At 59.5% G+C, this 12,825-nt stretch carries 11 protein-coding genes; 7 read left to right on the top strand and 4 right to left on the bottom strand.

Annotated elements, in window-relative coordinates:
• Positions 1–68: 68 nt before the first annotated feature.
• A complete protein-coding gene (locus WAO69_RS10180; RefSeq protein WP_422178662.1) occupies positions 69–1,478 on the bottom strand; it encodes a hypothetical protein in 1,410 nt (469 codons plus the stop codon).
• Between the two features lie 135 nt (positions 1,479–1,613).
• On the opposite strand from WAO69_RS10180, the gene WAO69_RS10175 reads away from it, so the two are divergent.
• Positions 1,614–2,195, top strand: a complete 582-nt coding sequence (locus WAO69_RS10175) for a retropepsin-like aspartic protease family protein (RefSeq protein WP_422178659.1) — start codon at positions 1,614–1,616, stop codon at positions 2,193–2,195.
• Between the two features lie 13 nt (positions 2,196–2,208).
• Here the strand turns inward: WAO69_RS10175 and WAO69_RS10170 are convergent, their stop codons facing one another.
• Positions 2,209–2,664, bottom strand: coding sequence for a DNA polymerase III subunit chi (locus WAO69_RS10170; protein ID WP_422178657.1), 456 nt, complete (start codon positions 2,662–2,664; stop codon positions 2,209–2,211).
• A gap of 5 nt (positions 2,665–2,669) precedes the next feature.
• On the bottom strand, positions 2,670–4,151 hold the full coding sequence (locus tag WAO69_RS10165; protein WP_422178655.1) for a leucyl aminopeptidase: 1,482 nt from the start codon (positions 4,149–4,151) through the stop codon (positions 2,670–2,672).
• 141 nt (positions 4,152–4,292) lie between these two features.
• Here WAO69_RS10165 and lptF point away from each other — a divergent pair, with 141 nt between their 5' ends.
• The 6 genes from lptF to rsmA are packed head-to-tail and all read left to right on the top strand — an operon-like array spanning position 4,293 to position 11,676.
• Positions 4,293–5,417, top strand: a complete 1,125-nt coding sequence (gene lptF / locus WAO69_RS10160) for an LPS export ABC transporter permease LptF (RefSeq protein ID WP_422178653.1) — start codon at positions 4,293–4,295, stop codon at positions 5,415–5,417.
• Entirely contained in the window at positions 5,414–6,511 is a 1,098-nt protein-coding gene (lptG, locus tag WAO69_RS10155; RefSeq protein ID WP_422178651.1) for an LPS export ABC transporter permease LptG, read from the top strand. Before lptF ends, lptG begins: the two co-directional genes overlap by 4 nt.
• Positions 6,511–8,646, top strand: a complete 2,136-nt coding sequence (locus tag WAO69_RS10150; RefSeq protein WP_422178649.1) for an LPS-assembly protein LptD — start codon at positions 6,511–6,513, stop codon at positions 8,644–8,646. The genes lptG and WAO69_RS10150 overlap by 1 nt, the downstream gene beginning before the upstream one ends.
• A gap of 5 nt (positions 8,647–8,651) precedes the next feature.
• Positions 8,652–9,878, top strand: coding sequence for a peptidylprolyl isomerase (locus WAO69_RS10145; protein WP_422178647.1), 1,227 nt, complete (start codon positions 8,652–8,654; stop codon positions 9,876–9,878).
• On the top strand, positions 9,875–10,843 hold the full coding sequence (gene pdxA, locus WAO69_RS10140) for a 4-hydroxythreonine-4-phosphate dehydrogenase PdxA (RefSeq protein ID WP_422178644.1): 969 nt from the start codon (positions 9,875–9,877) through the stop codon (positions 10,841–10,843). The genes WAO69_RS10145 and pdxA overlap by 4 nt, the downstream gene beginning before the upstream one ends.
• Positions 10,840–11,676 (top strand): 16S rRNA (adenine(1518)-N(6)/adenine(1519)-N(6))-dimethyltransferase RsmA, encoded by an 837-nt coding sequence (gene rsmA / locus WAO69_RS10135; RefSeq protein ID WP_422178642.1) that lies wholly within the window; start codon positions 10,840–10,842, stop codon positions 11,674–11,676. The genes pdxA and rsmA overlap by 4 nt, the downstream gene beginning before the upstream one ends.
• Here rsmA and WAO69_RS10130 read toward each other — a convergent pair.
• Positions 11,673–12,770: a PQQ-dependent sugar dehydrogenase gene (locus tag WAO69_RS10130; protein ID WP_422178640.1), complete on the bottom strand. Its 1,098-nt coding sequence runs from the start codon at positions 12,768–12,770 to the stop codon at positions 11,673–11,675. The two genes, rsmA and WAO69_RS10130, sit on opposite strands and share 4 nt — an antisense overlap.
• Positions 12,771–12,825 lie beyond the last annotated feature (55 nt).

Raw genomic sequence — 12,825 nt, 5'->3', positions numbered from 1 at the left:
CTGGCAAAGTGGCTTAGAACTTGCATGGAATCATCTTCGACCATGGCTGTGCTCTCCGTCATAAAACATTAAGGTTTCGCGCCCTTGAAGGGCTTGGGTTTGGAGTTCGTTGGTTTGGGTTTAGCTTTGGGCCCGGGTTGCGTCACTATCGGATTTGGATACAGCGTCACGAGCCGCAAGGTTCCGTCCGCCAACAGATCATAGATTGCCTTGCCAGTGCTGTCCGGCCCCCATGAGGCCGGCACGCAGCTGTCCGGGCTTCCCTTGGTCTGCTTGCGTTTGACCCCCTGCACCATGGTTTGCCAGGTGGTCCCCAGAACATCGCTCAGCTTGACCTCCACAGGTGCAAGTCGCACCGGCTTGCCCCCCTTTGGCGGCGGCTGGATCTTGGCCTTGTCCATCTGATCAAGCGCCTTTGTGCGCAACGCCGTCTCGGTCTCGACGAAAGCCGCCTTGTCGGTGAAATTCGACGCCTTATGCACCGGTTTACCCTTGAATGGCTTGCCGGTTCGCGGGTTTTTCTTTTTCAGGATGCGGTCTTCTTGCGCCTTCAGGCTCAGACCGGGCCCATGGCACTGCGGCCCATGCGCCTTGGGTGGTTTGTCCACGTGGTCATAGAACATCGTATCCATGGCCTCTTTCATGGCCAAAAGCGCGGCCGCATTGGCCGGGGCTGGCGTCTTGGCCAGCGCGGCTTTGAGTGCCGCGCGCATGTCGCGCATCTCGGGAAAGGCATCATCCAGGAACGCAAGTTCTGTTTGAACCCGGGCCGCGCAGGACTTCACAAGCCCCGCCAGCTTTTCCAGCTTTTGCGGGTCCTCTCCCGCCCCCTTCAGCCCATCATGAATGCGCACGGTAGAAGGCGTGGCGGTGACAAGTACGTTGACGGCCTTGAGCGCGGAAAGGGCCGCGTCGGCGTTCTTTGTCTCTATTGCCTTCTTGTAGATGCTTACTGCCTTGGCGATCTTGTCGCGAAACTCTGAAGGAGCCGAGTTCAGGCTTCTAACGAGCCCGAGTTTGATTCCATCAAAATGCCTGGCGATCCTGGCCAGTTCCACTTCGATATCCTCGGAGAGTTCGTCAGGCCCGCTTGCGCCGTTCTCTTCCTCCTCGTCGCCGTCATCCAGCACGTCACCCGTTTCCGACAAGAGCCGCACTTTCATCCCGATGCCGCGCGCGATCAGAAACTTCCGAAACACCTTTGCAAAATTGGCAGGTGTCGAATCCGGATCCTCGACGATCAGATCCGCGACCTTGCCATTCACCAGCAAGGCACCCACCGCCCCTTTGGCCGTGGCGCCTTCGGATTTCGCAATCTGACGGACGGCGGATTTGTTCTTGGTGCGATGCGCCACAAAGATCAGGTCATCCTTGCCATGAAACAACGCGAAATTATGCGGGGCCTTCCGGGCGGCCTTGAGCGTTTCGCTGATCGCCTTGCCTTCTTCGGCAAGCTCGGATTTGGATTTCTTTGCCATTCCACCCCCTTTGATCCGGCAAGTAGAGATAAAACCGTTTCTATCCGTCAAGACTATTCCATCTGTTTCGCTCCGGGCTCTGGGAATACGCGGCGCAAACCCTATGTTTCCAGTCAGAAGACGCGGAGGCTGCGCATGAGCGAGAATGAAATCGGACGGCTGATCTTTTTGTGCCTTCTCGGAGGCGCGCTGATTTTTTCGTTGTTTGCCAGCGCCAGAAGCAACATGAACAAGACGTTGCAACACGCTGTTATATGGGCGCTTTTGTTTCTAGGTGTGATTGCTGGTATCGGCCTTTGGGAAGATGTGCGCGATCAGATCATGCCGCGTCAGGCGGTATTCTCGGAGCAGGGTCGCGTGGAAGTGCCCCGATCGCCGGACGGGCATTACTATCTCACGCTGGATGTGAATGGCGCGCCGATCGACTTTGTCATCGACACAGGTGCCACCGGCGTTGTGCTCAGCCAGAAAGATGCGGCGCGCACCGGCCTTCCGATGGAGCAACTCGTGTATCTCGGGCGCGCGATGACCGCCAATGGCGAAGTGCGCACCGCCCCCGTTCGCCTGGACGTCATGGCATTGGGAACGATCGTGGACACGAATGTACCGGCCTGGGTCAATGAAGGGGATCTGGATCGCTCGCTTTTGGGTATGGATTATCTCCAGCGCTGGGAGCGGATCGAGATCACACAGGGTGAACTGATCCTGTCCCGCTGAGCCGCATCTGAACTCAGGCTTCCGCCTTCTTCTCCCAACGTCCGGATTCCTCGGACCAATATTGCGCTGAACAGCCCGCCGTGGTCAGGGCTTTCCACTGGCCCCGGGCTGTCTGGAGTGCGTGTTCGTCATTGCCGTCAAACAGAACACAGACCCGTTCCAGCGCTTGCACCTCCTCGGGGCCGACATCGGCCCCGTCGAACGTCATGAGGCAGGCAGGATCGTTCCCGGCCAGACCCTGCGTCAGCAAAATGGGCTGATCGGCATCATGCGCCCCCCCCTCGATCCCGTGGGCCAGAAACCCGTCCTCGGCACCAAGCCACAAACGCTCATCCAGCCATTCCAGGCGCGCACGCTCGGGTCCGCGCACGGCAACGCGCCATCCGGCCGCGCGGGCGCGCTCGAGCAACATCGGCAATGTCGCCTCGAGCGGCCTGTTTGTCAGGTGATAGAAATAGGCGGCCCCCATGATGCTCAGTCCGCCTCGAACTGATCCTGCACCAATCGGTTGAGCGCCATCACGCCCCAACCTGTCGCCCCGCTTGGCGCATATGGAGTCTCGGATTTCACCGAAGCAACACCGGCAATATCCAGGTGAATCCAAGGCGTACCATCCTTGACGAAACGCTGCAGGAATTGCGCGGCCGTGATCGATCCGGCAGGCCGTCCCCCTACGTTTTTCATATCCGCAATCTTGGATTTCAGCTGCTTGTCATAGCTCTCGCCCAGCGGCATGCGCCAGGCCCCCTCGCCCTCGGCTTTGGCAGCCTTGAGAAATCCGTCGCACAAGACGTCATCATTCGAGAAGACGCCGGCATTGTCATGACCCAACCCGATGATGATCGCCCCGGTCAGCGTCGCCAGGTCGATCATGCCAGTCGGGGAAAACCGCTCTTGTGCGTACCACATGACATCCCCCAGAACGAGGCGCCCTTCGGCATCGGTGTTGATGATCTCGACCGTATCGCCCTTCATCGATGCCACCACATCGCCCGGACGCGTGGCATTTCCCGAGGGCATGTTTTCCACCAGGCCGATCAGCCCGACCACATTGGCTTTGGCCTTGCGCAGGGCAAGCGCCCGCATGGTGCCGGCGACAACGCCCGCGCCGCCCATATCCATGGTCATATCTTCCATGCCAGAGGCGGGTTTCAGCGAGATTCCACCAGTATCAAACACCACGCCCTTGCCGATCAAAGCCAGGGGTGCCGCACCTTTCTTGCCACCGTTCCAATGCATCACCACCACTTTTGAGGGGCTGTCAGATCCTTGCCCGACACTCAGCAGCATGCGCATGCCCAGTTTCTCAAGGTCTTTCTCTTCAAGAACCTCGACCTCGAGCCCCAGCGATGTCATCTCGGCCAGGCGGTTGGCGAATTCGGTTGTCGTGAGCACGTTTGCAGGTTCGCTGACAAGATCACGGGTCATGGCCACGCCTTCGGCCACAGCGATCAATGGCGCTGCGGCGGTCGCTGCATCTTCCCAGCGGGTCGATTGTACGGTGACACCACCCGGTGTGGTTTTGTCGGCCTTGTCTTTCGTCTTGTGGGCATCAAAGCTGTAGTCGCGCAGCGCAATCCCCATCGCCAGTTCTTCGGCGCGCGAACGGCTTGCCGCAACCAATGTCAGCGCGGCGCGCCCTTTCAGCTTGCCCAAAGCAACCCCGGCCTTGCGCGCCTCGAGCGCGGTGGGACGGTTCGGCAGGACAAGAACATCCAGCGCCTCGGCGGCCATGCCCGCAGGCCAGGCAAGCGTCATGACCTGACCCGACTTGGCCGCCTCAAAGCTTTTGCTGTCAACAAGCCGGGCAATGGCTCCGCGCGTCAGCCTGTTGGCGCGCCGTGCGGCCTGATCAAGCTTGCCATCCGGTGTCACGCAAACCGCCACGCGGCCTTCGGCTGTTTCCAGACTTGTCAGGTCAAGCGGTGCAAAAGTGATCTTGGTCAGTCGGCTCATCTGGGTCTCCAATGCTCTGGTTGTCTCAGAGGTAGCCGCTGGACCGCCTATTGACCAGATGCAGATGAATAGGAGTTTCAAACCTGCTTGGTTTGCAGTAGGTTCGGCCAAAATAACAGGCATGCATCCGGGGGGACGCCAGTGTCGCGATACGACAGATATGTTCTGTCGCAGCTTCTGCTGCTGTTCGGGCTGTTCTCATTGATTCTGGTCGGTGTGTTCTGGATCAACCGGGCCGTCACCTTGTTTGACCGTCTGATCGCCGACGGGCAGTCGGCCATGGTGTTTCTTGAGTTCAGCGCGCTTACCCTGCCCAACCTGATCCGGATCGTTCTGCCCATCGCCGCTTTTGCGGCCAGTGTGTACATCACCAACCGTCTGCAAAACGAAAGTGAAACGATCGTCATGCAGGCAACCGGTTCCAGCCCGTGGCGTCTGACACGTCCATTTCTGGTGTTTGGTGTGATCGTCGCCTTGATGATGAGCGTCCTCATCCACCTTTTGCTGCCCGCATCCATCAGCCAGCTGAAATTGCGCCAATCCGAAGTTTCCCAGAACGCCGGAGCGCGGCTCTTGTCCGAGGGTACGTTCCTGCATCCCACTGCCGGAGTAACCTTCTTTATCCGATCCCTAGGCGAAGACGGCACGTTGCAGGATGTCTTTCTGTCCGACCACCGCAATCCGCTGGAAACGGTCACCTATACCGCTCTGAGAGCCTATCTGGTGCGCGACGAGGACAATGCAAAGCTGATCATGGTGGACGGTCTGGCCCAAAGGCTGATCAACGACAGCCAGGTTCTGTCGACAACAAACTTCAACGATTTTTCCTATGACATCTCTGCCTTGCTGCGCTCGGATGCTGTTCAGGCGCGCAACATCCGAGAGTTCAGCACATTTGAAATGTTGTTCGATCAGTCATCGGCTGACAGCGACGAAGCGTATACGGCAGGCGAACTGGCGGAAGAGCTGCATTTGAGGTTCGCGCGCGCCCTGATATGCGTTTCGGTGATATTGATCGGGTTTGCATCTCTGCAACTGGGGTCTTTCTCGCGCTTTGGCGTCTGGCGACAGATCCTTTTGGCGGTGTTCTTGGTGATCGTGCTTGAACTGCTGCGCGGGCTGGTTTCGGAACCGGTTCTGAAAGATGCGCGGCTCTGGCCGCTGATCTATCTGCCATCCCTTGCAGGCTTTGGAGTTTCGGCCCTGTTCCTCTGGCTTGCCTGTCGACCCGCCTTACTGCGCCCACGACAGCAGGTGGCCGCATGATCCTGCATCTCTATTTCGCCCGCCGTTTTCTGTTTAGCTTCTTTGCCGTGTCGGGCGGATTTCTGGCGCTTTTGATGCTGGTGGACGTGATCGAGCAGCTGCGTCGCTTTGAAGGGCTGGACGTCACCTTCAGCCAGATCATGCAGATCGTTGTCCTGAACGCGCCCGGCGCGATCAGCGAGATCCTGCCCCTGATCATGATACTTTCGACGATCGCTCTGTTCGTGGCCCTGGCGCGCTCGAGCGAATTGGTGGTGACACGCGCGGCGGGACGCTCGGGGCTGAACACGCTTTTGGCACCAATCACGATTGCGGCTTTGATTGGCATCTTTGCCGTCACCACACTTAACCCCATCGTCGTCGCCACCTCGGCTAAATCCGAACGTCTGACCGAGTTTTACCGAACCGGCGATACATCAGCCCTCTCGATCAGCGAAGAGGGTTTGTGGTTGCGTCAGGGCGGCCCGCGCGGCCAGACCGTGATCCATGCCGAACGCTATAGTGCCGAGGGCGGAATTCTTTATAACGTCACCTTTTTGGCATATGAGAATGAGGGGGGGCCCGTGCGCAGGATCGAAGCAGGATCTGCCCGCCTGATCGACGGAGCCTGGTCCTTGAGGGTTGCCAAGGTCTGGACCCTGCGCGCTGGTACAAACCCCGAGGCCACTGCAGAGATACACGAGACGTTGCAACTGCCCTCGACGCTGACGCAGGAACGCATTCGCGAAACCCTGAGCAATCCGAACGGGATTTCCATCTGGGAACTGGGTAATACGATCAACCAGCTTCAACAGGCCGGTTTTTCCACCAAACGTCATCAGGTCTGGCTGCAATCCGAACTGGCGCGCCCGCTGTTTCTGATGGCCATGGTTCTTGTGGCGGCCGCGTTCACCATGCGCCATTCGCGCTCAGGCGGCACCGGCACTGCGGTGCTGGTGGCGGTCCTGCTGGGCTTTGCCCTGTATTTCATGCGCAATTTCGCGCAGGTCCTCGGAGAAAATGGACAGCTTCCGATCCTTCTGGCCGGCTGGGCCGCCCCGGTAGCCGCTTTGTTGCTGGCCTTTGGCTTGCTTTTGCATACGGAGGACGGCTGATGCGGCTTGCGGCGCTTGTCTTCCTGTTGATCACAGCCCTCTGTGTCACGCCGCAGGCTGCGCGGGCCCAAGCCAACACGGATGAGCAAACACCCCCAGCTGTTCTGATCGCAGATCGCGTCTCGGTCACGCCGGATGGCAAATTGATCGCGCAAGGCAATGTCGAGGCGTTTCAAGGCAGCCAGAAGATCAGCGCGCGTCAGATCACCTATGATCGCGCAACAGGCACCTTGACCATTGACGGACCTATCCGCCTGACGGACGGCAATGACATCACCATTCTGGCCGAGGCGGCCCAACTGGACCGGGACATGCAAAACGGCCTGTTGCAGGGCGCGCGCATGGTGATGGCCGAGCAGGTCCAACTGAGTGCGCTTGAATTGAAACGCTCGGACGGGCGCTATTCGCAGCTTTACAAGACCTCCGTAACCTCCTGCCAGGTCTGCGCCGAAGGCCGCGCACCGCTTTGGCAGATCCGGGCAAGACGCGTCGTTCACGACCAGCAGGAGCGGCAACTCTATTTTGACGACGCGCAACTGCGAGTCCTCGATATCCCGGTGTTTTATCTGCCGCACCTGCGTCTGCCCGACCCGACCCTGGATCGCGCTACGGGATTCCTGATCCCTTCATTCCGAACGACGTCTCAGCTGAGTACGGGGATAAAGGTTCCGTATTTCTTCAAACTGAACGACAACGCGGATATCACCGTATCGCCCTATCTTTCCCCGAAGACCCGAACCCTTGATCTGGCCTATCGCCATGCTTTCGCACGCGGGCGGATCGCATTCGAAGGCGCGGTAACACGCGACGATCTGCTGCCAGATCGCACCCGCGGATATCTTGTGGGAGCGGGCGCATTCGCGCTGCCACGCCGCTATCAGCTTTCCTTTGATTTCGAGTGGATCAGCGACAATGCCTATCTGATCGACTACGGGCTGCCATACCGAGATCGCCTGAACAGCGAAATCGCGATTGGACGGGTGACAAGAGACATGTTCACGCGCGCGGCTCTCATCCATTACCAATCCTTGCGCGATGGGGAAGACGAAAGCATCCTGCCGACTTTGGTGTTTGACACTGCTTACCAAAGACGGATTTTCCCCGAACTGACCGGAGGCGAGCTGCGTTTCGGTGTCTGGGCGCATGCCCATCGACGCAGTTCGAATCTGGATGTGCTGGGCCGCGATGTTGCCCGCCTGACAGCCGAAACCAGGTGGTTGAAAAGCTGGTTCTTCAGTTCGGGCCTGCGCGCGGATTGGGAAATGGGGCTTGCGGCAGATCTGTTTGATATCTCCCAGGACAGCAATTTCACAGACCGCCTGAGCCGCCTCACCCCAAGTGCCGCCCTGACTCTGCGCATGCCGATGACGCGCAGCATCGGCCAGACCACACATTTCCTCGAGCCGATCGCCCAGTTCGGCTGGAGCAATGTCAACGGCGATGCCGTGCCCAATGAAGAAAGCAAGCTCGTCGAATTTGATCCGGGCAATCTTTTGTCACTGTCACGGTTTCCGGCACCCGATGTGCGAGAAGAAGACCTGCGACTGGCATATGGTCTGAACTATGCGCGTTTTGGACCGGGTTGGCAGGGTTTCCTGACGGTCGGGCAAGTCATTCGAAAAGAGGCGCAACCGCAGTTCACGTCAACATCCGGCCTGGCTGGCGATATCTCGGATTTCCTGTTGGCTGGACAGATTCAGGCTGACTTCGGTCTCGATGTCACAGCGCGCACCATTTTTGACGATAGCCTCGACATCTCCAAGGCCGAACTGCGCGGCGATTGGGCCGGGGATGCGCTGGCGCTTACAGGGAGCTATCTTTGGCTGCAGGCGGATTTAGCCGAAGGCCGCGCCCGCGCAGTCTCGGAAATCTATTTTGACGGAGCGTATCAACTCAACCCAAGCTGGACGGCCTCGGCCAACTGGCGCTACGATCTGGCGGACACCCGGGCCGCAACTGCGGGGATCGGACTGACTTATCGAAATGAATGTGTTGAGGTCGATCTTTCCGTGAACCGGCGTTATATCTCGTCAACAAGTGTTGAGCCTACGACTGATTTCGGATTTACCATCGCCCTGCGCGGCTTCAGCGCAACGAACGGAAAAGAAAGATACGTGCGATCATGCAATTCCTGAGCAGTATGACCCAATCCGCAACACGTCTTGCCGGTATGGCAATTCTGACCACGACGCTTGCCTTTGGAGCCAGCACAGTTGGCGCGCAGAGCCTTTTTTCGCCTGCAATCACGGTGAATGAAAAGGCGATAACGTATTTCGAGATCGAACAGCGCCGCCGTTTTCTGGAACTACTTGGGGCTCCCGGAGCCGACGAGGAAGGCGCACGCAACCTGCTGATTGAAGAGCAACTGAAGGAAAACGCCTATAGCGCCGCTGGAATCGAGATCGGACCCGAAGAGATCAAAGAAGGCATGGAGCAATTTGCAGCACGCGCAGATTTGACATCCGAACAGTTCATCCAGGCGCTTCAGGAGGGCGGCGTAGAGCCTCAGACCTTCCGCGATTTCGTCGAGAACGGATTGGGATGGCGCGAGGTGATCAGGGTGCGATTCCTTGGGCGCGCGCGACCTACCGAGGCCGAGATTGACCGCGCCCTGGCGGCCGATGGCGGTGCGGGTGGTGTGCGTGTTCTTTTGTCCGAGATCATCATACCCTTCACACCCGATACTCTGGAACAGGTCCGTGCCCTTGCTGACACCATCTCGCAGCTGACCAGCCAATCTGCCTTTTCCGAGCAGGCCCGGCAGTTCTCGGCCACCAACACCGCAGCCGATGGCGGGCGTATGGATTGGCTGCCCATCACCGAACTGCCGGCCCCTCTGCGTCCGCAGATCCTTGCCCTTTCCCCCGGAGAGGTGACCGATCCGATTGCTCTGCCGAATGCGGTTGCGCTGTTCCAGTTGCGCGACATTCAGGAAATCACAAGCCGGGCTCCCAGCTTTGCAGCGATCGAGTATGCCGCCTACTTTATCCCCGGCGGGCGGAGCGAGGCAGCATTGGCCGAGGCAAACCGCGTGCGCGCGCAGGTCGACACCTGCGACGATCTTTACGGCGTCGCCTATGGCCAGCCCGCCGAAGTCCTCGAACGTGGCAGCCGCGCGCCTTCTGAAATCCCGCAGGATATCGCAGTCGAACTGGCCAAGCTTGATCCCGGCGAAATCTCGACGGCGCTGACGCGCTCGAACGGGCAGACGCTTGTTCTTCTGATGCTCTGTGGTCGCACGGCCGCGCTGAATGAAGACGCCTCGCGCGATGAAGTCGCAAATGCGCTTCTGCAACAGCGCCTGAATGCGTTTTCGACCTCCTACCTTGATCAGTTGCGGGCCGAAGCTCTGATTATCGAGCAATGAACGCGGGCCCCATTGCGCTGAGTTGCGGCGATCCTGCAGGGATCGGCCCGGAACTTGCGCTCAAAGCCTGGGAGCAGCTTGGAGAGAGCCTGCCGTTTTTCTGGATCGGTGATCCCAGGCATCTGCCGGACGGAACGCCGATCCGCCTGATTGATGACCCGTCGCAGACTGGTGGCGTGATCCGCGAAGGGCTTCCGGTTCTGGCCCATGAATTCATGCAAGACTGCGTGCCCGGACAACCCAGTGCTCAGAATGCCAAAGGCGTGATCGAGGTCATCAAGCGCGCGGTTGCACTTGTGCAAACGGGCCAAGCCGCCGCTGTGACCACGGCTCCGATCTCCAAGCAGGTTCTGATCGACGGGGCCGGGTTCGCCTATCCCGGCCATACCGAGTTTCTGGCTGCATTGGCTGGCGTGGAGCAGGTCGTGATGATGCTGGCCAGCCCGACACTCAAAGTGGTGCCAACAACCATACATATACCGCTGTCCGAAGTGCCCGAGGCTCTGACACCTGAATTGCTGCTCGAAACCATCAAGATCACGGCACGGGATCTGCGGCATTTTTTCGGACTGTCACATCCCCGCATAGCGGTGGCGGGATTGAACCCTCATGCCGGGGAAGGTGGCAAGATCGGCCTCGAAGAAGTTACGTGGATTTCAGACCTGATCGCGGGCCTGCCGCAAGACGAGATGACGGTCACCGGGCCGCACCCGGCCGATACGATGTTTCACGCGGCCGCTCGCGCGCGCTATGACGTGGCCATTGCAATGTATCACGATCAGGCGCTGATCCCGATCAAGATACTGGATTTCGACATGGGCGTGAACGTGACGCTGGGCTTGCCGTTCATCCGCACCTCACCAGACCATGGTACGGCTTTTGATATCGCGGGACAGGGAATAGCAAATCCCACCAGTCTGATCGAAGCGCTGAAACTTGCCCGCAAGATGGCGGATGCCGGATGAGCGGGATTGATGACCTGCCCCCTTTGCGTCAGGTGATCAATACCCATGGTCTGTCTGCCCGCAAATCATTGGGACAGAACTTTCTGCTGGACCTCAACCTCACCGCCAAGATTGCACGTCAAGCCGGCGATCTGAGCGGGTCGGACGTGCTGGAGATCGGTCCCGGCCCCGGTGGCCTGACGCGCGGGCTGCTGGCCTCGGGGGCGCGCAAGGTACTGGCTGTGGAAAAGGATCACCGCTGTATTCCGGCTCTGGAAGAGATCGCGCTGGCCTATCCCGGACGTTTGCAGATCATCGAAGGCGACGCGCTTGAGATCAACCCTCTGGCATATCTGACCCCGCCGATCCGCATTGCGGCCAACCTGCCCTATAATGTGGGCACCGAATTGTTGGTGCGCTGGCTGACCCCACCGGATTGGCCACCTTTCTGGCAAAGCCTGACGCTGATGTTCCAGCGCGAAGTCGCGGAACGCATCGTGGCAAAGCCGGGCTCGAAGGCTTATGGACGGCTGGCGGTGCTGGCCCAGTGGCGCTCGGATGCTCGGATCGTGATGAGCCTGCCGCCCGAAGCCTTTACGCCAGCCCCCAAGGTGTCCAGCGCGGTTGTGCAACTTACCGCCCTGCCCCAACCGCGGTATCCGGCCGATCCTGCGGTACTGTCACGGGTCGTGGCCACCGCCTTCAATCAGCGCCGAAAAATGCTGAGGGCCGCCCTGAAAGGTCTGGCTCCGGATATAGAAGACCGCTTGGTGGCCGCCGGGCTGAAGCCAACGGATCGCGCAGAACAGATCCCGCTGGAAGGTTTTTGCGCCCTGGCGCGCGAACTGGGCTAGCCGGGCGTCATTCGATAGACCGCACCCTCGCCCACTGACAGGAACCAGATCGAGCCGTCAGCACCTTCGACGATGTCCCGGACGCGACCGGTTTCCGTGCTCTGGATCTGCTCTACTTCGCGCAGCGGCGATCCCTCCAACCGGCTGATATAGTCGAATTTCAGACTGCCCACGAAGATGTCCCCACGCCAGCTCGGCCAGAGCTTGCCCGAATAGACCAGCAAACCGGACGGCGCGATGGAAGGATCCCAATAAAACACCGGTTGTTCCATACCGTCGCGGCGGGTGCCTTCACCGATGGACGCACCAGAGTAATGCACGCCATAGGAAATGACCGGCCAGCCGAAATTGACACCTTTCGCAATCAGGTTCATCTCATCGCCGCCCCGCGCTCCGTGCTCGGCAGTCCAGAGATTGCCTTGCAGATCCAACCCGGCGCCTTGTGGATTGCGATGGCCATAGGACCAGATTTCAGGCTGAACCCCGGTGACGCCGACAAACGGATTGTCCGGCGGAATCGAGCCGTCCCGAGCAACGCGCACGATCGTGCCGTTGTGATTGGCCCGGTCCTGCGCAGAGGGTCTGTCACCCCGATCCCCGATCGTGACAAACAAGGTGCCGTCCGCAGCTTCCACGACGCGCGAACCGAAATGACGACCACCTGAGAATCCGGGTTCGGATTCGAAGATCTCGCGCAGGTTTTGCAGACGTCGTCCGTTGTCGCTCAGCTTCGCGACGGCCAAGGCAGTGCCCGCGCCACCGCGTTGTGGTTTGGAATAGGTCAGGAAAATCTCGCGTGTCTGGGCAAAATCACGCGCCACGGTGACATCCAGCAACCCACCCTGCCCGCGCGCCGCAACACGCGGCGCGCCCGAGACTTCGCGCGCCTCTCCGTCACTGACCAAAAGCAAGGTTCCATTCCGTTCCGTGACCAGAAACGAGCCATCCGGTAAAAGCCCGATCGCCCAGGGCGTATCGAGGCCGTCTACCATCTTGTCGAGCTGCACCGATCCCGCCGAGGTCGACTTCGTCTGGGCATGGCCTACGCCTACAAACACACCCAGGGCAGATATAACAGCGAACAGGCGTCGCATCATGAACTCCTTTACCAACGAAGGTGATGATAAGTGATCCGGCGCGATTTGCGAG

Source organism: Aestuariivita sp., assembly GCF_049276915.1.
In the GTDB taxonomy this organism is placed as follows: domain Bacteria; phylum Pseudomonadota; class Alphaproteobacteria; order Rhodobacterales; family Rhodobacteraceae; genus Aestuariivita.
Note: the sequence above shows the minus strand (reverse complement) of the source record. Positions and strands in the feature narration are given on the sequence as shown.

Excerpts from the sequence above, each read along its gene's own strand:
- WAO69_RS10180 (WP_422178662.1), bottom strand. The coding sequence starts at position 1,478 with ATGGCAAAGAAATCCAAATCCGAGCTTGCCGAAGAAGGCAAGGCGATC.
- WAO69_RS10175 (WP_422178659.1), top strand. The coding sequence starts at position 1,614 with ATGAGCGAGAATGAAATCGGACGGCTGATCTTTTTGTGCCTTCTCGGA.
- WAO69_RS10170 (WP_422178657.1), bottom strand. The coding sequence starts at position 2,664 with ATGGGGGCCGCCTATTTCTATCACCTGACAAACAGGCCGCTCGAGGCG.
- WAO69_RS10165 (WP_422178655.1), bottom strand. The coding sequence starts at position 4,151 with ATGAGCCGACTGACCAAGATCACTTTTGCACCGCTTGACCTGACAAGT.
- lptG (WP_422178651.1), top strand. The coding sequence starts at position 5,414 with ATGATCCTGCATCTCTATTTCGCCCGCCGTTTTCTGTTTAGCTTCTTT.
- WAO69_RS10150 (WP_422178649.1), top strand. The coding sequence starts at position 6,511 with ATGCGGCTTGCGGCGCTTGTCTTCCTGTTGATCACAGCCCTCTGTGTC.
- WAO69_RS10145 (WP_422178647.1), top strand. The coding sequence starts at position 8,652 with ATGACCCAATCCGCAACACGTCTTGCCGGTATGGCAATTCTGACCACG.
- pdxA (WP_422178644.1), top strand. The coding sequence starts at position 9,875 with ATGAACGCGGGCCCCATTGCGCTGAGTTGCGGCGATCCTGCAGGGATC.
- rsmA (WP_422178642.1), top strand. The coding sequence starts at position 10,840 with ATGAGCGGGATTGATGACCTGCCCCCTTTGCGTCAGGTGATCAATACC.
- WAO69_RS10130 (WP_422178640.1), bottom strand. The coding sequence starts at position 12,770 with ATGCGACGCCTGTTCGCTGTTATATCTGCCCTGGGTGTGTTTGTAGGC.